Annotated in this window: 15 protein-coding genes and 1 pseudogene; 11 read left to right on the top strand and 5 right to left on the bottom strand. The window is 64.0% G+C overall.

Annotation, left to right across the window (positions count from 1 at the left end; all coding sequences use genetic code 11):
- Positions 1 to 31: 31 nt before the first annotated feature.
- From ACFP1K_RS35605 to ACFP1K_RS35595, 3 genes are all read right to left on the bottom strand, one after another.
- Entirely contained in the window at positions 32 to 1,051 is a 1,020-nt protein-coding gene (locus ACFP1K_RS35605) for a cysteine synthase family protein (protein WP_380761834.1), read from the bottom strand.
- A gap of 13 nt (positions 1,052 to 1,064) precedes the next feature.
- Complete coding sequence (locus ACFP1K_RS35600) at positions 1,065 to 5,636, bottom strand: amino acid adenylation domain-containing protein (RefSeq protein WP_380761833.1); 4,572 nt, start codon at positions 5,634 to 5,636, stop codon at positions 1,065 to 1,067.
- A gap of 137 nt (positions 5,637 to 5,773) precedes the next feature.
- A complete protein-coding gene (locus tag ACFP1K_RS35595; RefSeq protein ID WP_380761831.1) occupies positions 5,774 to 5,932 on the bottom strand; it encodes a hypothetical protein in 159 nt (52 codons plus the stop codon).
- A 21-nt stretch (positions 5,933 to 5,953) separates the two neighbouring features.
- On the opposite strand from ACFP1K_RS35595, the gene ACFP1K_RS35590 reads away from it, so the two are divergent.
- The 6 genes from ACFP1K_RS35590 (at position 5,954) to ACFP1K_RS35565 (ending at position 11,695) form a co-directional block, all read left to right on the top strand.
- Positions 5,954 to 6,169, top strand: a complete 216-nt coding sequence (locus ACFP1K_RS35590; RefSeq protein ID WP_380761829.1) for a hypothetical protein — start codon at positions 5,954 to 5,956, stop codon at positions 6,167 to 6,169.
- Positions 6,170 to 6,554: 385 nt separating this feature from the next.
- A complete protein-coding gene (locus ACFP1K_RS35585; protein WP_380761827.1) occupies positions 6,555 to 7,529 on the top strand; it encodes a TauD/TfdA family dioxygenase in 975 nt (324 codons plus the stop codon).
- Positions 7,530 to 7,558: 29 nt separating this feature from the next.
- Positions 7,559 to 8,434, top strand: coding sequence for a class I SAM-dependent methyltransferase (locus ACFP1K_RS35580; protein WP_380761825.1), 876 nt, complete (start codon positions 7,559 to 7,561; stop codon positions 8,432 to 8,434).
- 378 nt (positions 8,435 to 8,812) lie between these two features.
- Positions 8,813 to 9,775 (top strand): chlorinating enzyme, encoded by a 963-nt coding sequence (locus ACFP1K_RS35575; protein ID WP_380761823.1) that lies wholly within the window; start codon positions 8,813 to 8,815, stop codon positions 9,773 to 9,775.
- Positions 9,776 to 9,841: 66 nt separating this feature from the next.
- Positions 9,842 to 11,407, top strand: coding sequence for an amino acid adenylation domain-containing protein (locus ACFP1K_RS35570; RefSeq protein WP_380761821.1), 1,566 nt, complete (start codon positions 9,842 to 9,844; stop codon positions 11,405 to 11,407).
- Positions 11,408 to 11,422: 15 nt separating this feature from the next.
- A complete protein-coding gene (locus tag ACFP1K_RS35565; protein WP_380761819.1) occupies positions 11,423 to 11,695 on the top strand; it encodes a phosphopantetheine-binding protein in 273 nt (90 codons plus the stop codon).
- 44 nt (positions 11,696 to 11,739) lie between these two features.
- Here ACFP1K_RS35565 and ACFP1K_RS35560 read toward each other — a convergent pair whose 3' ends face one another.
- Entirely contained in the window at positions 11,740 to 12,909 is a 1,170-nt protein-coding gene (locus ACFP1K_RS35560) for an acyl-CoA dehydrogenase family protein (RefSeq protein WP_380761816.1), read from the bottom strand.
- Between the two features lie 751 nt (positions 12,910 to 13,660).
- On the opposite strand from ACFP1K_RS35560, the gene ACFP1K_RS35555 reads away from it, so the two are divergent.
- The 4 genes and pseudogenes from ACFP1K_RS35555 (at position 13,661) to ACFP1K_RS35540 (ending at position 19,365) form a co-directional block, all read left to right on the top strand.
- Positions 13,661 to 15,217: an amino acid adenylation domain-containing protein gene (locus tag ACFP1K_RS35555; protein ID WP_380761814.1), complete on the top strand. Its 1,557-nt coding sequence runs from the start codon at positions 13,661 to 13,663 to the stop codon at positions 15,215 to 15,217.
- Between the two features lie 5 nt (positions 15,218 to 15,222).
- Positions 15,223 to 16,590, top strand: a pseudogene (locus ACFP1K_RS35550) (condensation domain-containing protein); the annotation flags it as partial.
- Positions 16,591 to 16,593: 3 nt separating this feature from the next.
- Positions 16,594 to 18,129 carry a non-ribosomal peptide synthetase gene (locus ACFP1K_RS35545; protein ID WP_380761850.1) on the top strand — a complete coding sequence of 512 codons (1,536 nt, stop codon included), beginning with the start codon at positions 16,594 to 16,596 and terminating at the stop codon, positions 18,127 to 18,129.
- Between the two features lie 3 nt (positions 18,130 to 18,132).
- Entirely contained in the window at positions 18,133 to 19,365 is a 1,233-nt protein-coding gene (locus ACFP1K_RS35540; RefSeq protein WP_380761812.1) for an MFS transporter, read from the top strand.
- 156 nt (positions 19,366 to 19,521) lie between these two features.
- Here ACFP1K_RS35540 and ACFP1K_RS35535 read toward each other — a convergent pair whose 3' ends face one another.
- Entirely contained in the window at positions 19,522 to 19,695 is a 174-nt protein-coding gene (locus tag ACFP1K_RS35535; protein ID WP_380761810.1) for a hypothetical protein, read from the bottom strand.
- Between the two features lie 233 nt (positions 19,696 to 19,928).
- On the opposite strand from ACFP1K_RS35535, the gene ACFP1K_RS35530 reads away from it, so the two are divergent.
- Positions 19,929 to 20,274 (top strand): hypothetical protein (locus ACFP1K_RS35530; RefSeq protein WP_380761808.1); only part of this gene is annotated, 346 nt, incomplete at its 3' end.

Here is a 20,274-nt window from a genome sequence, read left to right as displayed (position 1 = left end):
CCTGAGTTCGCTCTGCATAATGAACCACGTCTCAGTCAGCTCCGCCCAGTACGGGAGCTCCGTTCTCTCTTTCGTAGATATCCCCCCAGGGGATGCCGACGGTGGAGGTGAGCGTGGCCGGGGGCAGTTGCCTGGCCGACGGCGAATTCGCGGCGAGTTCCTCGATCTCCGCGCGGAATCCAACGGATGTGTCTGGCGCGATGGCGACCACGGAACTCTCGTCTTCCTCGGCAATATGGATTGCCACCGAAATAGCGGTGCCCGTTGACAGGCCGACGGACAGCCCGCATTCGTCGCGCACGTAGGCGGCGTACGCGGCAGAGACCGAGTCGGGCACCCGCGCCCATAAGTCGATGATGTCGCCGTGCGCCACGGTCAGCGGGCAAGGTCCCCGCATCCCTGCCCCTGACATGAGGTACGACGGTTCGTAGCTGCCGCCAAAGATGGTCGAGCCAACGGGCTCGACGCCGATGACCTGCACCGACGGATCGAGGCTCTTGACGTGCTGACCGATTCCGCAGATGGTCGCCCCGGTACCGATCGAGGCGACGATCGCGTCGATGCGCCCGGAGCACTCAGCCCAGATTTCCGGTCCGGTCGTCTCCCGATGGGCCGCCAGCGCAGCCTCGTTGCCGTACTGGTTCAGCCAGATGGAGCCGTCCCGGTCGCCCAGTTCGGACGCGAGTGCGATCCTCGTCTGCCGCATGTCCAGCCCGGGGCGTGGGCCGAGAACCAGCTCGATTTGCGCTCCAGCCTCACGTATCCGCTCGCGCTGCCGCTTGGAGAGTGTGTGGTCGACGATGATGATCGGCTGGAAACCGAGCAGCTTTCCAAGTCGAGCGAGCGCCACCCCGAGGTTCCCGGAGGTGCTCTCGACGACTTGCACTCTCGCACCAGCGGTAGCGTACGCCCAGTTGAGCAGATAGACCGCGTTCCGGTCTTTTGCGCTGCCGAAAGGATTGCGGAACTCTGCCTTGAGCATGAGCCTGCCCCGCTTTACCAAATGCGAAAGATCGAGCATCGGAGTATGGCCGATGCCCAGCGCCGCCATATCGAGCTCTCTTCTAGTCATCGGGGTCTAGGAGTTCGATGTGGGTGATGGGTATGTCGGGGTTGGTGGCTGCTGCGTGGAGGATGCGGGTGAGGCCCTGGGTGAGTTGTTGTGCGGTGTCCCGGTCGAACAGGTCGGTAGCGTAGCCGAGGGTGCCCTCGATGCCGGCCCGGGCGCCGTCGGCGGAGAACTGCTCGCGGACCGTGAAGGTGAGGTCGTGCCTGGCGGTGACCGAGAAGCCGGGCAGTTTGCCCAGGTCGAGGAATCTTTGCGGGACAACGCGCAGGCCGGGCATCTCGAACCGGGCTTCGGTGCCGTTCTCGAGGGACAGCATCACCTGGAACAGCGGGTAGCGGGCCACGGACCGGGCGGGGTTGAGGATCTGCACCAGCTGGTCGAAGGGCAGGTCCTGGTTCTGGTACGCGGCGAGGTCGGTGTCGCGGACCCGGGCCAGCAGCTCGCGGAAGCCGGGCGTACCGGATGTGTCAACGCGCAGGACCAGGGTGTTGACGAAGAAGCCGACCAGGTCGTTGAGATCGTCGTCGGCGCGTCCGGCCGCGGGTACCCCCAGCGGGATGTCGGTTCCCGCGCCGAGCAGGGTGAGCAGCGAGGTGAGCGCGGCCTGGACCACCATGAACATCGACGCGCCTGCCTGCCGGGCCAGGGCCGCCAGCTGCGCGTGCACGGCGGCGTCGACCCGGAACTCGGTAATCGCGCCGCGGTGGGTGGCCGCGGCCGGCCGCGGCCGGTCCGCCGGCAACGCTATTTCCTCGGGTATCGCCTCCAGCGTCCGCCGCCAGAAAGCCACCTGGTGAGCCATCATGCTGCCGGGGTCATCCTCGCGGCCCAGCATGGTCTGCTGCCACAGCGCGAAATCGGCGTACTGGACCGGCAGTTCGGGCCATCCCGGCGCCGACCCGGCAAGCCGCGCGCTGTAGGCGGCGGCGAGGTCCCGCGCCAACGGCGACAGGGACAGCCCGTCACAGGCGATGTGATGCATGACCAGGACCAGCACGTGCTCTCGCGGCCCGGTCGACACCACCTCGGCGTGCACCGGGATCTCATCCGCCAGGCTGAACTCATACCCGCAGGCCAGCGAGACCAGGCCGGCGGCCTCAGCCGCGCTGGCGGTCTGCCAGGTCACGCTCACCGGCGCGTCGCCGGCCGAGAGCACCTGCTGGAACGGCTCGCCGTCCACCGCCGGGAACACCGTCCGCAAGCTCTCATGCCGGCCGACCACATCACCCAGCGCACTCTCAAGTGCCTGCCGGTCCAGGTCCCCCTCCAGACGCAGCACCAGCGGCACGTTATACAGGCCCGGCCCTTCCATCTGAGCCAGAAACCACAGCCGCCGCTGCGTAAACGACAAAGGCACACGCTCAGGACGCACGGCTCGTCGTAGCGGTACGGGTGAGATTTCCTCTGCCGACCGGAGCCGCCGGGCCAGGGTCGCAACCGTGGGAGCCGCGAACAGCGTGCGAAGGCGCACGTCAGCCCCAAGCACCGACCAGATCCGGTGCAGCAGTTGTGCGGCTAGCAGTGAGTGTCCTCCGAGCTGGAAGAAGTCATCATCAATGCTTACCTGGTCCACGCCGAGCACGTCGGCGTACAAGCTGCACAGAACCTGCTCCTGCGCCGTGCGCGGCATCCGGCCAGAAGCGGTAACCAGATCGGGAGCCGGCAGCCGCCGACGGTCGATCTTCCCCTGGCGCGTCAGCGGAATCGAGTCCACCAGCACGATCGCTGAAGGCACCATGTACTCGGGGAGGATCGATTTGAGAAACTCGCGGGTCGCCCTGGGCTCCACGTCAGCATCCGCGATGACATAGCCGAACAGCCGCTGGTTGCCCGAACTGTCTTCTCGCGCTGCGGCCACGGCTCGTACGACACCAGGACAGGTCCTCAGGGCAGCTTCGACCTCCGCGAGCTCGATACGGAAACCGCGTATTTTCACCTGGTCATCTGCCCGGCCCAGGAATTCCAGGCTCCCGTCCCCGCGCCAGCGCATCAGGTCACCCGTCCGGTACATCCGAGAGCCGGAGCCCTCGAACGGGCACGGTACGAAACGCTGAGCCGTAAGCCCAGGCTGGCCCAGGTATCCACGCGCCAGCTGCACTCCAGCCACATAGAGTTCCCCGACCACTCCCGGAGGCACCGGCCGCAGCGCATCGTCAAGAAGGTAGGGGCGAACATTACGCACGGGATGCCCCACAACGGGCACTTCGGTCGAACCGAATCGGGCGAAAAGCGAGGTGTTGGTATTCTCCGTAGGACCGTAATGATTGATCCCGGAGACTCCCGGCGTTCCCCGGATCAGCTCCCACATATCACCTGGGATCGCATCCCCGCCTACGATCATTGTGCGCACGGAGGGGACAGCAGAGCCCGGCCCTCCGTCGAGAAGGCCGTACCGGATGAGTTCGGCGAAATACGCTGGAGTGGCCGTCAAGAAGTCCACCCCGTGCGTCCGAACGTACTCGACGAGAGCAGCCGGATCTGTCCGCATTTCCGGATCGAGCAAATGCAGCTCATGACCGGTGAACAGAGCGAGCAGGGCGCCCCAGCAGGCATCGAAGGTCAAGCGATGTGTCGTGGCGATTCGCGCCTGCGGCAGCCCGGTACGAGAGACATGCTCGGCATATATCGCCTGGTCATGGAGGAGCAGATTCGCCAGGCCCCCATGCTCGATGATCACGCCCTTGGGAGCGCCTGTCGACCCCGATGTGTAGATGACGTACGCAGCGTCATGGGGAGCGGGGGGAACGGTCACCCGGTGATCAGCGGCACTGGCGGACTGACCGCCGTCGGCGTCCCAGGCGTCAAGCAGGAACTGCTCAACCGCGCACCCTGGCGGCACCGATCCGGCAATCGTCATGACCAGGACAGGAGCCGCGCCGGCGAGCAGGCGCTCGACCCGGACGGGCGGCGCATCAATGTCGACCGGCAGGTAAACACCGCCGGCCTTGAAGATCGCCAGCAGAGCCGCTATCGAATCCAGAGAGACCGGGAGCATCACGGCGACACGGTCCTCGGCACGGACGCCACGGGCAGTCAGTTCCGCTGCCAGCCGGTCCGCCCTGGCGTTCAACTCGCGGTAAGTGAGCTGCCGATCGCCGTGACGGAGCGCGACAGCTTCTGGAGTCGTCGACGCGTAGCCCTCGAAAACGCTGATGACGGGCAGCGCTGGAGCCGCTGTGTCGTCTCGGCGCTGAGATACGGTGTGCGGTTTGTCCGGGTCTAGGAGTTCGATGTGGGTGATGGGTATGTCGGGGTTGGCGGCTGCCGCGTGGAGGATGCGGGTCAGGCCCTGAGTGAGTTGATGCGCGGTGTCCTGGTCGAACAGGTCGGTGGCGTAGCCCAGGGTGCCCTCGATGCCGGCCCTGGCCCCGTCCGCAGAGAACTGCTCGCGGATCGTGAAGGTGAGGTCGTGCCTGGCCGTGACCGAGAACCCAGGCAGTTTCCCCAAATCGAGATACCTCTCTTGGACAACCCGCAGACCGGGCATCTCGAACCGGGCCTCGGTCCCGTTGTCCAGAGACAACATCACCTGGAACAGCGGATAGCGGCCCGCGGACCGAGCGGGATTGAGAATCTGCACCAGCTGATCGAAAGGCAGATCCTGATTCTGGTACGCGGCCAGATCGGCGTCACGGACCCGGGCCAGCAGCTCACGAAAGCCGGGCGTACCAGACGTGTCAACACGCAGGACCAGAGTGTTGACGAAGAAGCCGACCAGGTCATTGAGATCGTCATCGGCGCGTCCAGCCGCCGGCACCCCCAGCGGGATGTCCGTCCCCGCGCCACGCAGAGTGAGCAGCGAGGCCAGCGCGGCCTGAACCACCATGAACATCGACGCGCCCGCCTGCCGCGCCAGCGCCGCCAACTGCGCATGCACGACGGCATCGACCCAGAACTCGGTAATCGCGCCGCGGTGCGTGGCCGCGGCCGGCCGCGGCCGGTCCACCGGCAGCGCTATCTCCTCCGGTAACGCCTCCAGCGTCCGCCGCCAGAAAGCCACCCGATGAGCCATCACACTGCCGGGATCATCCTCCCGGCCCAGCATCGCCTGCTGCCACAACGCGAAATCGGCGTACTGCACCGGCAGCTCGGCCCACCCCGGCGCCGACCCGGCAAGCCGCGCACTATAAGCGGCCGCGAGATCCCGCCCCAACGGCGACAACGACAGCCCGTCACAGGCGATGTGATGCATGACCAGGACCAGCACATGCTCACCCGGCCCGGTCGACACCACCTCGGCGTGCACCGGGATCTCATCCGCCAGGCTGAACTCATACCCACAGGCCCGCGAGACCAGGCCGGCCACCTCAGCCCCGCCGACGGCATGCCAGGTCACCCGCACCGGCGCGTCACCGGCCGAGAGCACCTGCTGGAACGGCTCGCCATCCACCGACGGAAACACCGTCCGCAGGCTCTCATGCCGACCGACCACGTCACCCAGCGCACTCTCAAGCGCCTGCCGGTCCAGTTCCCCCTCCAGACGCAGCACCAGCGGCACGTTATACAGCCCCGACCCCTCCAACTGAGCCAGAAACCACAACCGCCGCTGCGCAAACGACAAAGGCACACGCTCAGGACGCGCTCTATTACCGGCAATCAAGAGCAGATCTCCAAAGACAGGATACTGGCTTAATGATCCGGGCAGTGAGGCGAGAATGTATCCAGCCTGTCACTGGAGGTGTTCACAATGTATGACCGCGTTTACTATGCACCCCACAAGCGACAGTAGCCTTCGATAGCCAGGAAATCAAGAATGATCCGCATCCTGCCCAGATCCGGCTCTTCTGCCGTTCCCATGACCATCGGTTTTCTGTCCTCGTCCGGGCAGCCCCGGGCATAGTCGCCGCAGGTGAGCTCGGCCATGGCGATCGATGCTCCGGCGCTGTGGAAGCCGGCCAGGACGCCCGCCGCCGCGCCAAGGCCGGCCTGCCGCCGGCCTTCGATTCGGAGGTCTACAAGCAGCGCCATGCCGCGGAATGCGCGATCGTCCGGTACGAGGCCACCCTCCACATCACCGCCAGCCGGCCGAAGATGAATCCTCACAGGGTCCGCTCCGCCAGGGCGCTGCCCGGCGACCGGATCGAGCACATTCAGGGTTGATGCACCAGATTGGGCTACTATGCCGTGTGGCGACTAGGACGGGGTGCGACTTCTGGTCTCCTGCGATCGCGAACCCTTGACGACCTTACGCACACGGGGTGCCGTAATGATGCCAGGATTTGTCGAAGTCACGTCAGGCGACCTCCCGAAGGGCTGCCGCCGTCGTTCGCGCAACAGCGCCTCTGGTGTTCTCGCCCAGCCGGCTCCCGGCGATCCGCCCTCTAACTTGGTCCTCGCCCCACAGACTGCCGGGCGTTCACCGAGGTGGCGTCCAGGCACGAAGCGCTGCGGCGAACCAGGGTTGTCACAACCGCCGACGAGCCCCATCAGGTCATCGATCCCGCGTTGCCAGCCGCGAGTCTAATCGAGAGCAGAAGAAGGGGGCATGATGAGTGCGACGGTGGTAGGCAATTTATCTGTCAGCCGAGTGTCGGCCGACATCTTCCAGAATGCTCCCTCACCCTACCTGGAGCCTGCCAAAGCGCGACAATTTGCAGTGAATCATGGATGCGCCTGGTTCGACAGCAACCTGATTGATGCGCTGGCAAAGATGCGAGCGGGTCACGGGCCGGCTGCACTTCATATCACGGGTTCTCCTATCCAGCCGGCAGCGGGACCCACGCCCGGAACGCTCGACCCTTTACCTACTATCCCAGCTCCCGATGATCAGTATTCAGGTGAGGCATGCCTACTCGGCCTTGCCTACCATCTCGGGATACCGTATGGCTATTCTCGTGAGCACAAGGGCGCAGCTATACAGCAGGTTGTCGCAATGCCCGGGCGGCAGGGAGTCCAGTCGAGCGAAGGCTCGGATACCGCACTTGGCTTTCATACGGAGAGCTCATTTGCGGAGACGCGCCCAGACTTCCTGCTGCTGGCGTGCCGACGCGAAGGTCCGGTGCAGATCCCTACCCTGGTGCTGGATGTGCACGAGCTACTGGACAGGATTTCCTCGTGGGCGGCCTCGGCTCTCATGCGGCCGATATTCTCCGTCAGGTCGCCGGCCTCCTTCGGGGAACCTTCATTCCTGTCGACGGATACGCACGTAATTGACGTAAAGGCAGGCGAAGCCGGCCTCCGGCTTGACCTTGAAGGCCTACTTGAATCCAAAGACGAGACTGGCAAGGCGGCCCTCACCGAGCTGTTTGCATCTATTGCATCCGCCGGTACGCCAGTCCTGTTGAGCGAAGGCGATATCCTGATCATTGATAATCGCAGAGCAGCGCACGCTCGTCCGGCATTCAAGGCCATATTCGACGGCCAGCAACGATGGCTGCAACGTTGCCTGGTTCGCGCAGAGTTCTGGACCTGCCGCTCCGCGATGAAGGCGGAAGGCGTCAAAATCCTGGCACCAGGCTGAAAGCCGTCCACACGGCGAAGGGACGATGAGTGACACAGCAACCGGCACCTATCGCCCGCGACTACGGCAAGTTCTTCGACGACATCGCGGGCGAGTACGACAGCACGCGTCCGGCGTATCCCGACAAGCTCGTCGATCAGGCTTGTCAGGGTCTTGGCCGCCGTGATCACGTCCTTGAGATCGGGTGCGGGACCGGGCAGCTCACGCGCAGCCTCCTTGCCCGCGGCCTGCATGTCACGGCGGTCGAACCTGGTAAGAGCCTCTTGGCCCTGGCCACGAGGAAGCTTGGGGGCGCCGGAGCCATCGAGTTCATCAATGCCAGATTTGAGGATGTGCCACCCATTCACCGGCATTTCGCGGCCGTCTTCTCGGCATCCGCGCTGCACTGGGTGGATCCCGAGGTCAGCTGGCGCAAGATCGCCGACGTGCTGGTGCCCGGTGGCACGCTTGCGCTCTTGTCGTACTTCGAAGTGGAGGAGCAGCGCACCAAGGACGATCAGGAGACGATGCTGGCTGCCCTTTCGCGGGTCGCGCCAGAGGTCGCCGCCACCGTCCCCTCCTACAGAGACCTTGACGCCACGATTGCCGGGGCGGAACAGCGCCGGGGTAACGTCTCGGCTCTGTGGGCATGGCTTGGCAACCACGACGTGGCACAGGACTATGCCAAGGAACTGTTCGATGATGTTCAGGTGTCGATGATACCGCTGATCGTCGAGCATACTGCCGACGAACTGAATGCGATCCTCCGCACGATGTCGTATTACCCCATGCTCGCGCCGGCTCAGCGTCAGGCCCTTGAGCGCGAGAATGAGGCTATCTATGAGCGGCTCGGGCGACCGATTCGGTCAAGCACCGTCGCGACGCTGGTCACGGCGCATGCAATGCCCAGCGCCGCCGAGCACTAGGAACAAGCGAACGGGCAGGGCATGACGGGCCGGCCGGGCTTTACCTCACGAAAATGCGAATTTGTCGCGATCCACGGCGGCCATTTCTTCGTGCAGGCAAATTGACAGGAATCGCGCCAGGCAGGCGAGCCGCCTCTTGTGCTCGTGCACACTATTGGCTACTATGGGACGTTAGCGAGATAACCCGAGGGTCGGCGAGGCCGCCCATTCGAACTCGCAGCAATTTCGTTTAGTTCTTCTTGAGTATAATAAGTTGAGGCCGTCCTGCACTTGCGCAGGACCGCATTCTAATTAACGGGGACGGGGCTGACTCACTACGAGGCATAACTGGAATTGTCCTGAACGCCGCGGATGGTGACATTCGATGATGGGTGATGCATGAACAATCAGGCGAACATCATTAACACTCATTTCTCGCTGAGCGACAGCGAGATCGAGCAGTTCCATCGGCAAGGGCACATCGGCCCGTTCGATCTCTACGAGCCCGCGGAGATGGAGCAGAATCTGCGCGCCCTGAGGCCTAAGCTGCTCAACACGAAGAAGGCGGTCTACCGGCAGGACAAGGCGCTCTCGGGCGTGACCAACCTGGCCAACTATGACCGTCACCTGGATGTCGACTTCCTGGCTCAGCACATCACGCGCCCGGAGATAGTGGGCAGGCTCGTCAGCCTCCTGGGGCCGAACGTGCTGTGCTGGCGTACCGAATTCTTCCCGAAATACCCTGGCGACGAGGGCACCGACTGGCATCAGGCGGACAACTTCTCCAACGTTGCCGGATCAAAGCACCCGCAGATTGTATGGCCGGAGGACTCCGAGTTCGGCGGCACCATCACCGTGTGGACGGCGTTCACTGAGGCCACCATAGAAAATGGCTGCCTTCAGTTCATTCCCGGCTCGCACAAGAGCATGAACTATGACGAGTCCAAGGTCATGGACTACAACGAGAACCAGATCAACAATGTGGAGAAGAACGGGGTGAGGCGAGGATTCTTCGGGTACGACTACCGTCAGCTGCAGATCGATCCAGACTGGAGCCCGGACGAATCCCAGGCGCAGTCGATGGTCATGCGCCAAGGCCAGTTCATTATATTCTGGTCAACATTGATGCATGCCTCGCACGAGCATCAAGGGCTGAGCGACGAAATGCGCCTCGGCTTTGCCGCCCGCTACCTGCCGACACAGGTGAGAGTCTATCCGTATTCCGACTCGCTCCGGGAGTTCGGCGGCGAGGCGAGCCTGGAAAAGTTCGGCTGCGTCCTCGTCGCCGGCCGTGACGAATACCACCACAACCGCTTCGTCCAACAGACGGCTAACGGCACTCCATTCGTCGCGCCCCGGTGAGCGGATCGAATCGCCGTGCCGGGAGCGAAGCTGCCAAGGATGGTGTATGGAGGTGTCCATGCCACTATGCGTGAGCTGATTGCTTCCGAAGCGGCTATCGCCGTCCACCGCCTGCTCAACGGCGCACCGGTCGATTATCCGCGAGACAGCAGCGTGCCGGCGCTCTTCGCGGCATCCGCGCGGCGCCGGCCCGCCGCCCCAGCAGTCGTGCAAGGCGACCGGACGCTGACCTACCACCAGCTTGAAAGGCTGGCCAACGGGCTCGCTATGGACCTGGTTGCCCGGGGCGTGCAGCCAGGGTTCACGGTCGGAGTGTGCCTCGCCCGCTCCCCCGAGCTGATCGTCGCCCTGCTTGCGATCCTGAAGTGCGGCGGTTCATACCTTCCTTTTGACGCGGGATGGCCGGACGAGCGGCTGCGGATCCTGTTCACCGACGCCGACTGCCGCTGGGTGCTCACCGATAGGGCCCCCGCGTTACGGAGCCGGCTCAAGCAACAGCGCGTCGTGCCAGTGAGCGAGGCTGACCTGCCTGAAAGTGAGGTCGGCCCGGCGATCGAGGTAGCGGCCGACGCCATCGCCTATGTCAACTTCACATCGGGGTCGACCGGAAGGCCGAAGGGCGTGACGATCCGGCACCGCAGCATCGGACGTCTGGTCTTCAAGGCGAGCTACGCCAGACTCGACGAGTCGTCTCGGCTGCTTCAGCTCGCGCCGGTCACCTTTGACGCCGCGACTTTCGAGATCTGGGGTGCGCTGCTTCACGGTGGAGTCTGCGTTCTGCACCCTGCCGGGCTGGTCCGCCTATCGCAGTTGGGGTGGGTGTTGCGGACGCATCGCGTCACCGAGTTGTTCCTCACGACCGGGTTGTTCAATGCGGTGATCGACGAAGTACCCGATGCCCTCGCCAGCCTGAGAACCATCCTGACCGGCGGCGAGAACCCCTCGATCAGGCACATGGTCGAAGCGGTCCGGATCCTCGGGCCGGGGAGGCTGGTACACGTCTACGGCCCCACGGAATCGACCACATTCGCGACGTACTGTCCGGTCGATGAGCTGGCGCCGGACGCGACCGCGATCCCCATCGGCCGTCCCATCCAGAACACGCGACTGTACGTCATCGATGGCGATGCCTTGTGCGCTCCAGGACACCCGGGAGAAATCTGCCTTGCCGGAGACGGCCTGGCCCCCGGCTACCTGGGCATGCCGGAACTGACCGACGAGCGCTTCGTCGAGCGCGTAATCGATGGTGCCGCCGAGAGGCTCTACCGGACCGGCGACTATGGCCTGCCGCTACCCGATGGCAATATCGTCTTCCAGGGCCGGGAAGATGACCAGGTCAAGGTCCGTGGCTTCCGCATCGAGCTGGGCGAGATCGCCCATCACCTCGAGCACCACCACGCGGTCAGGCAGAGTTTCGTCACGGTGGATCCCCGGCCCGAGGGCGACGCCATCCTAGCGTTCGTCGTTGCCGACGCTCCCTGCACGTCCGACTCGCTACGCGACCACCTGCGGGCCCGGTTGCCCGAGTACATGCTGCCAGAGCGCATTCAACTATGCGCGGCACTGCCCCTGACCGAGACCGGCAAGGTCGACCGCAACGCCCTCATCGCGTCCACAGCGAAGCCTTCCTGAGATTGGGGAAACGAGATGAGTTCCGACGACGACCGGACGCTGAACCCTATCGGGGAGTCGATCGCCGAGATCTGGCGCGGCCTTTTCCAGGTCACCGAGGTGACCGACGACGACGACTTCTTCGAGCTCGGCGGCAATTCGCTCACCGCCATTAAGTTCCTGGCCCGGGTCGAGAAGCACTTCGGCGAAGACGCGCTCTTGCCCGAGACCCTCTACGAGGACGCGCGGCTGGGCAGCCTCGTGAAGGCGGTCGAGGCCTCGACTGACCGATACAGACAGCAGGGTTAGCGTTGACCGGTACCAGTCGCCTGACTGGTACCGGGCGGGGAACGCTAACGCTCCTCATATCCGCTGCGCGCGATGATATCTCGCATGACCTCGCTGGCTCCGCCAGCGACCGTGGCAGCCTGGGCGTCCTGCACGATACGCACGATGTGCGAGCCTTCACGGAACCCCTCTGCTCCGTGCAGATGCTGGCATTCCTCGGCCACGATCCTGGCAAGCTCGGTCGCCTTGAGCTTCGCCATCGAGCACTCGGTGATCGACAGGGGGTCGCGCGCATATCTCCAGGCAGCGTGATATACGAGCTGACGTGCCGCCTCCAATTCGGTGAGCAACTCGGCCATCTGGTGACGGACGACCTGCTTGGCGGCAAGCGTCGTGGAGAACATCTCCCGCCGGCTGAGGAAGCGCCAGGTCAGGTCGAGGCAATGGGCAGCGTCGCCGATCGCCGTGATCGACGCGGCGAGGCGTTCCAGCTGCATGTTCTTCATGATCTGGGTGAAGCCGCTGTTACGACGGCCGATCACGTTCGCCTCCGGCACGCGAACGCCGCCGAAGCTGAGGTCGGCCATGGCACAGGCGCGCCAGGAGACGCAGTCGTTCGGTACGATGCGGACACCGTCGCTGGCGCGGTCGATGACGCACAACGACAGATTGCTGTGACCGGTCGATCCCGGCGGGCCATCGGTGCGCACCGCTGTCACGAAGAAGTCCGCGAAACCCCCGTTGACGATGAAGCGCTTCTCCCCGTCGACGATCAGCAGGCCACCCTCCTCGCGGGCGGTCGCGGCGAGGCCGGTCAGGTCGGAGCCGGCCTGCGGTTCGGTGATCGCCAGCGCGGCGATCTTCTTCCCTGCCACGGCCGGGGCCAGATAACGTCGACGCAGATCGGAAGACCCGCCGCTGGCCAGGTAGCTGGTGGCCATGTACGAATGCAGCGCGACCGCGAAGCGCACCCCGCCGAAGCCGGTGCGGCCGAGCTCCTCGAGGAAGACGACTGAGTGGAAGAAGTCTTTCTCGGCCCCGCCAGCGCTGCGCGGATGATTAAGGCCGAGCAGCCCGTCAGCCGCAAATGCAAGCCAGGCCCAGCGCGGCACCTCCCGGTTCCGGTCCCAGTCCGCGGCATGCGGGGCAATCTGCTCATCCAGGAACGCACGCACGGATCGCCGGAACGCCTCATGCTCGGCGCTGAAGTACACCTGCGAGGAGTCGACGGTCACTGCGCCCCGCCCTCCCGCAGCTGCGCGGCGATAGCCGCCATGACCGCTCCGGAGCGTTTCAGAGCCCGATTGAGAATCCTGAGTTCCTCTTCGCGATCCACCCGGCAGTCCTCTCTGTGCGATGACGCACCCCACGCTGCATTGGCGAAGCGATCGACAAGGCGTCCGGTCTCATCAAATTGAGCATCAGCGATATCACATTTTAGCCCTTTGCGATAAGCCCGCGAGCACCTGGACGGGGTCCGGGAGTGGGCAAGCCCAGCCGGATAGCAGTCCAGGAAGGGTGCGATGACGTGTTCGCGCAGTGTTAGCAGGGCGTGACCTGACGCGACGACCTGGACCGCAACCTTTTCACACAAATATCTTCTCCAGCCCGCTATGCGGCTTGAGCTGGGAAGACGGGACCTAACCAGGATGGGACCACGGTCCAAATTTCGCGGCGTCCTCGCGATCGGGTCTTCGAAAGTGCGGGGCGAAAGGGTAGCATTGCTCTGCCGCTCAGCCACTGCGCAAGCGGCGAGCGGCTAGAGACGAGGGCCAGATCTGGGACGCACCTCGCGATAGCTAGATACGTCATTCACTTGGCTCTGGAGCCAGAGGAGATCCTGGGAGCCGGCACTCTTCGCGGCATAGCGGCTCCGCTGGCTCGATAAGCCATCATCGGGAAGTCGTTCTCACGCAAGAAAAGCGACAGCACCAGCCGCGAGAAACGCGTAATGAGCTTCGGCACCAAGCTTCGGGGGGGAGATTCGTGCTAATCCACAACAGCACGGAAGAGACGGTCATCCTGTACCGGCAGATTAACCTCACACAGGCCGCCTACCCCCAAGTCGGCATAAAGCAGCTCTTTGAAGCCCAGGCCGCCCGGCGAGCGGATGCCGTGGCGGTGGTGTGCGGCGGTGACAGCCTGACCTACAGGCACCTCAACCTGCTAGCTAATGGTCTCGCGGAACATCTGATCGACATTGGGATCGGCCCCGGCGCCATGGTTGGCACCTGCATCGATCGATCGATCGACTTGATCATCGCGCTTGTGGCGACCGCCAAGTGCGGCGCGGTCTATGTTCCCTTCGACCCAGTCTGGCCCGCGGAACTCCGGCAGCGGGTAGCCGCCGACAGTCAGATCAAATGCATGGTGATCGGCGCCGAATACGCAAGTCTTGCGCCCACCGACTACACGATGGTTCGGATCTCCGATCATAGGCGGCTCGTCGAGGAAAATCCTGATGTGGATGTGTCGGCCGACGGTCTCGCATACATCAACTTCACGTCGGGGAGCACGGGCGTTCCAAAAGGCGTGAAGATCAGAAACGCTGGCGTCGTGCGGCTGATCACTAACGCGCGATACGCCGACCTCGGGCCCTCGTCAGTCGTGCTGCACATATCGTCGCCGACCTTCGACGCTGCCACATTCGAGATCTGGGGCCCGCTGCTGAACGGTGGGACGTGCGTGGTGTACGGCAAACGGCACATCAGTTTCTCTGATCTCGCTGAGGTCGTACGGGCAGCTGGTATCACCTGCGCTTGGATAACAACCGCGCTCTTCAATGCGATCGTCGACGAAGCGCCAGAGATCCTGCGCGGCATCGAGACAATACTTTTTGGCGGAGAGGAGGCCTCCGTCAAACACGTGAGAAAGGCGCTAGCGGCAAATGGTGATGGCAGGTTCGTGAATATTTACGGGCCCACCGAATGTACGACCTTCGCAACCTATTACCCGGTCAGTGATGTGACGGCTGATCTTTCCGTAATCCCGATCGGGCGGCCGATTCAGAACACCACGCTGTACCTGCTGCGGGACGGGAAACTATGCGGACCGGGAGAGACCGGTGAGATCGTCCTAGGCGGAGCGGGTGTCGCAGCGGGTTATGTCGGAGAGGCAGCCAGGAGTGACAAGTTCCGGGAGTTGTCGGTCGATGGCGGCCTCGAGGACGTGTATATGACCGGTGATTTCGGCCATCTGACGGTTGACGGTGACCTCGTGTTCGACGGGCGGCGCGATGACCAAGTCAAAGTGCACGGGTTCCGCATAGAGCTGTCTGCGATCTCATTTGAGCTGGATCAATGCGATCACGTGAAGCGCAGTTACGTAACTGTGACCGATGGTGCGGCTGGTGAGCGGAATCTTGTCGCCTTTATCATCCGTTCAGATGAGTCTGCGACTGGTAGCGCGATACGGAAATTTTTGTCCAGCCGGCTTCCGTCATATATGATTCCGCCGATCATCCTCACCTGTGACGAATTCCCGCTGCTTGCCAGCGGGAAAGTAGACCGCCGAGCGTTGCTAAAGCGCGCCGGATTAGGCTGATATTCATGGAGGATATGAACCCGCTTCCCCTGACGGCGCTGCAAGAGCAATTTCTTCTGCTGCACCGGATGCGCGAGAGCAGCGGTCCGGATCCCTATGTGATCCAGTTTGTCTTCCGCGTGTCAGGACCGCTCGATGCGCAGAAGCTCAAGCTTGCCGTTGAACGACTGATCATCATTCACCCCTGCTTCAGGACGGCATTCTTGTCGGAAGGCAGGGAAAAGCCAGTCCAGGTCGTGATGCGGGAGGCACGACTAGACTGGCGGGAGCACGACTTCTCGGCACTGAATAGCGAGCAGAAAACGCTGGCACTTTCGGACTGCATCGATTTTTACAAGATGATCGAGTTCGATCTCGCCGTTCCGCCAGCCGCGATATTCGCCCTTGCTAAGGTGTCGACGGATGAGTATCAGCTCATTATATGCTACCATCACATCATTCTTGACGGGTGGTCGCAGGAGCTGCTGTTCAAAGAACTCTTCGAACTGTACTCCACGCATCAGGATATGTGGCCTAGCGAGCCCGAGTCTTCCTTTCGGGATTATCTGGAGTGGCTGGGTACGAGGGATCGAGATAAGGCGCTCGACGCCTGGCATGCGATTTTGGCTGATCTGGCGGCGCCGAGCCTGCTTCTGCCCGTGGTGAGCACGCATGCGGGCTCGTCACCCGGGGGACTATTCCGAGATTACGGTATTCTTAAGAGTTCGGCGAAGTCGGCGCGAGAGGTTGAGGTTCTGCTCGGCGAAGACCTCTGGGCAGATATCACTTCCACCGCACATCGCAACGGAGTGATGCTTGGCATGCTGATGCACGTTATCTGGGGAGTGCTGGTCGGTCGCCTGACAGCGAGCCAGGATGTCGTGTTCGGCAGCGTGGTGGCCGGCCGTAGCGGAGACATGACAGGTCTGGATGAAGTAATCGGGCTTTGCATTAATACGATACCGATGAGGGTTCGATGGGCCTGGGATGATTCATTCCGGGAACTTATGCGTCGCGTGCAGCGCTCCTATTTGCGGATGTTGAAGTTCGATTTCATCGGCCTGCCGGAGATTTCGGGAACAGTACGGCGGCGTGAGCTGTTCGATTCCATTGTCAGCATTGCCAGTTACGCACCCGACGGGCTTGCGAGCGATGTCAGGATTGGTCAGGTCCGTTTCGAGCGAGTCGAGGTGGCGGACTGGATCAGCTTCCCCCTGACCTTGCAGGTGTTCCCCAGCGAGCGGGGCCGGATCCAGCTCAAGTTCTGGCCTGATGTGATTGATAGGGGGTTTGTGGAGGAGCTTGCGGGGCGTCTGGTGCGGTTGCTGGGGGTGGTTGCGGCTGATCCGGGTGTGCGGGTGGGTGAGCTGGAGGTATTGTCCGCGGCGGAGCGCGCGATGATCCTGGGCGAGTGGAACGACACCGGGGCTGTGGTGCAGGAACGGACGCTGCCGTCGTTTGTGGAGGAGCAGGCGGGCCGCAGTCCGGGCGCGGTCGCGCTGGTGTGCGGCGAGCGTGAGCTGAGTTATGCGGAGCTGGACCGGCGGGCGAACAGGCTGGCGCGGTATCTGGTGAGCCGGGGCGCGGGTCCGGAGCGGATCGTGGCCCTAGCGCTGCCACGCGGGGAGTTGATGATGGTGGCGCTCCTGGCGGTGATGAAGGCCGGCGCGGCCTACCTGCCGGTGGACCCGGACTACCCGGCGGCGCGGATAGCGTTCATGCTGGCGGACGCGGGTCCGGTGCTGCTGGTGAGCGACAGCGGGACCGCCAGCCGACTGCCTGCCGACGGCATCCCCCACGTGCTGCTTGACCGCGGCGACACCTCCTCGGAGATGGAGGCCCTGCCCGGTGTGCAGGTGACCGATGACGAGCGGATAGCGCCGCTGCGGACCGGGAATGCCGCGTACGTCATCTACACCTCAGGGTCGACTGGGACACCTAAGGGCGTCGTGGTCACCCACGCCGGCATGGCCAGCCTGGCCCTGGCGGAGGCCGAGGTTTTCGCGGTGACGCCCCGCAGCCGCGTGCTGCAGTTCTCTTCCCCCAGCTTCGACGCGTTCGTGCTGGAGATGCTCATGGCGTTCCCCAGGGGGGCCACCCTGGTAATACCCGCGCCGCACCAGTTCGCCGGGGTCGCCCTCAGGCAAGTGATCGCTGACTACCGCATCACCCACGTTTTCGTCCCTCCGGCGGTTCTCGCCGAAAGCGACGGCGAGCCGGATCTGGGCCTGAAGACTTTGGCAGTCGGCGGCGAGGCCTGCCCGCAGGACCTGGCGGCACGGTGGTCCGGGCACACGCGGATGGTCAATGCCTACGGCCCGACCGAGACGACGGTCATCGTCACGGCCAGTGCCCCGCTCGCGGGGGACTCCGTTCCGCCGATCGGCCGGCCGCTGGTGAATACACGGGCGTACGTGCTGGACGAGGGCTTGCGGCCGGTGCCTGCCGGGGTGACGGGCGAGCTTTACATCACCGGACCGGGACTGGCACGAGGGTACCTGGGACTGCCGGGGCTGACGGCGGAGCGGTTCGTGGCCTGCCCGTTCGGTGATCCGGGACAGCGGATGTACCGGACGGGCGATCTGGCCCGGTGGCGCCAGGACGGGAACCTGGAGTTCGCGGGCCGGGCCGATGCCCAGGTGAAGATCCGGGGATTCCGCGTTGAGTTGGGCGAGATCGAATCAGTGCTGTCCCGCCACCCGCTGGTGGACCGGGCGGTGGTGACGGTCAGGCAAGACCGGCCCGGGGACAATCGCCTGGTCGCGTACGTGACCGCGGCCGGCGCGACCCCGCCCGACCCGGGAAAGCTGCGAGCTCATACCGCGGCGATCGTACCGACATACCTCGTGCCATCAGCATTCGTGCTAGTCGAGGGCTTTCCGCAGTTGCCGAACGGAAAATTGGACCGGAACGCCCTGCCAACATTGGAGTAAAGCATGCTAGTGGGCCCGCTGAAAGAGCGCAATTTCCGCTTCCTCTTCATCAGCCAATCGGTGTCCGGTCTAGGTGACGCGATTGTGCCCGTGGCCCTCGCATTCGCATTGCTAGACCAAACCCATTCAGCCGCTGACCTCGGCTACGTACTCGGGGCCCAGGCGGTCGCTAAGGTCGTTTTCCTGCTCGCCGGCGGCGTTATCGCGGACCAGATGTCGCGACGTGCCGTGATGTTGAGCTCTGACCTCGTGCGGGGTGCCGCCCAAGCCGCCCTCGGAGCTCTTCTCCTGACAGGCCGCCCCTCGGTGTGGATCATCGGCCTGCTCGCCTTCGTGGTGGGAATGGCGGGTGCCGCGTTCCTCCCCGCCTCCTCAGCGCTGGTCCCGTCGATCGTAAGGCCTGAGAACTTACAGCGGGCGAACCATCTCCAGCAGGTAGGCGGGGCCGCGTCGAGAATCGCCGGCCCGGCACTGGCGGGCGTTCTCGTAGTGATGGCCAGTCCTGGCTGGGCGATCTTGCTCGACGCCGCTACCTTCGGCGTGAGTGCCATCCTGCTGGCAGCCATGCGGGTCGACGCGGTGCCGCCGCCCGCCCGACGACACTTCTTCAGGGACCTTCGGGAAGGCTGGGGCGAGTTCCGATCCCAGAACTGGCTATGGCCCATGGTCCTGTCGTTCTCGCTTGTCAATCTACTCATCGGGGCTTATAACGTCCTTGGGCCGCTAGCCAGTCAGCGCTACTTCGGAGGCGCCGCCGCATGGGCCACGGTGTCAACGGTCGGCGGCGTCGGCTCCGTCGCGGGCGGCGTGCTGGCCATGCGGCTACAGCCGAGGCATCCCCTGCGCGCGGGGGTCTGCGCGGCCGTCATGATCGGCTTTGCGCCGCTCGCCTTCGCGGCCGGGTTCCCTGTGCCGGCCATCGCGGTGAGCGCCGCACTGGCCGGCACCGGCGTCATCGTCTTCATGAGCCATTACAACTCCACCATGCAGCGGCAAGTGCCGGAGCGCTCGTTATCGCGGGTCAGCTCGTATACCTGGTTCGGCGCGCTCATCGCCTTCCCGCTCGGCCCGGTGATCGCCGGGCCAGCAGTCTCCGTGCTCTCACTGCACACGATGCTTCTCGCCGTCGGCGCGTTGATGATTCTCGCTATCCTGCCGCTCCTCAGCGTCCGCAGCATCTGGAGTCTCACCGACGAATCGCCGACCCTCCCTACGCCTCAAATGTCGGAGCGGTAACGTTCCGCGCGGTAGATGAACGGGTACGGCACGGGACTTCCAGGCGCTCTTAATCAGCGGGTCCGGGGTTCGAGTCTCTGGCGGTGCACCATCTCTGAACTGGGCCGTTCTCCTGTCATGGAGAGTGGCCAGTTGATGTTGTGGGTCACGTGTGGGTCACACGTGAGTCATTCGCAGCTTCCGGGCGGCGTTGAGGACGAGTCGGGCAGTGCTCTCGGCGGCCTCGAAGGCGGTGTCCGGCGGGACTGAGGTGTAGGTGTCGCAGGTCAGCACGATGCTGGAGTGTCCGAGCATGGCCTGGACGACCTTGAGATTGGTCTGCGCGGCCAACTAACTGGTAGAGAGCAGTGTTCCAACCTGGTGAATGCTTTGTCGGCGGGGCTGTGATCGCGAAGGCATTCGTCATGTTTGGTGATTACGAGAGCGAGAGATCTCAGCCGCGTAGCGTGACCAGTCGCCGCCGGTTTCGTGGATCCATTTGGCGGCGGTGGTGGGGTGCAGGCCTACCAGATCGTGTGGGGCCCGAAAACCCCGATTTGGGTTGTGATCTGCGGTGTTCTCGCATGATCAGGATTCTTCATCTGGCAGGTTCGCGGTCCGTGTTGGTCTGGTTGCTCTACCTGTCGCTCATCCGGGTCGGCCAGTTCCTGCTGTTGCGGCTACGCACGGACGCGGGTAGGGACGTCGAGATCATCGTCCTAGGTCATCAGCTTGCCGTCCTGCGCCGCCAGGGCGGTCCAATGCGCCCGGCGCCGGCGGACCGGGCGCTGCCGGCGGTGCTGTCCCGGCTGCTGCCCCGGATCCGATGGCAAGCGTTCGTGGTCACTGCGGCCACGCTCTTACGCTGGCACCGCGATATGGTGCGGCGAAAGTGGGGTTATCCGCGGCGCCGGCCCGGCCGTCCGCCGA

The organism is Sphaerisporangium aureirubrum (genome assembly GCF_042658925.1).
Taxonomy (GTDB): domain Bacteria; phylum Actinomycetota; class Actinomycetes; order Streptosporangiales; family Streptosporangiaceae; genus Sphaerisporangium; species Sphaerisporangium aureirubrum.
The sequence above is the reverse complement of the archived record's forward strand: the minus strand, read 5'-3'. Positions and strand labels throughout refer to the sequence as shown.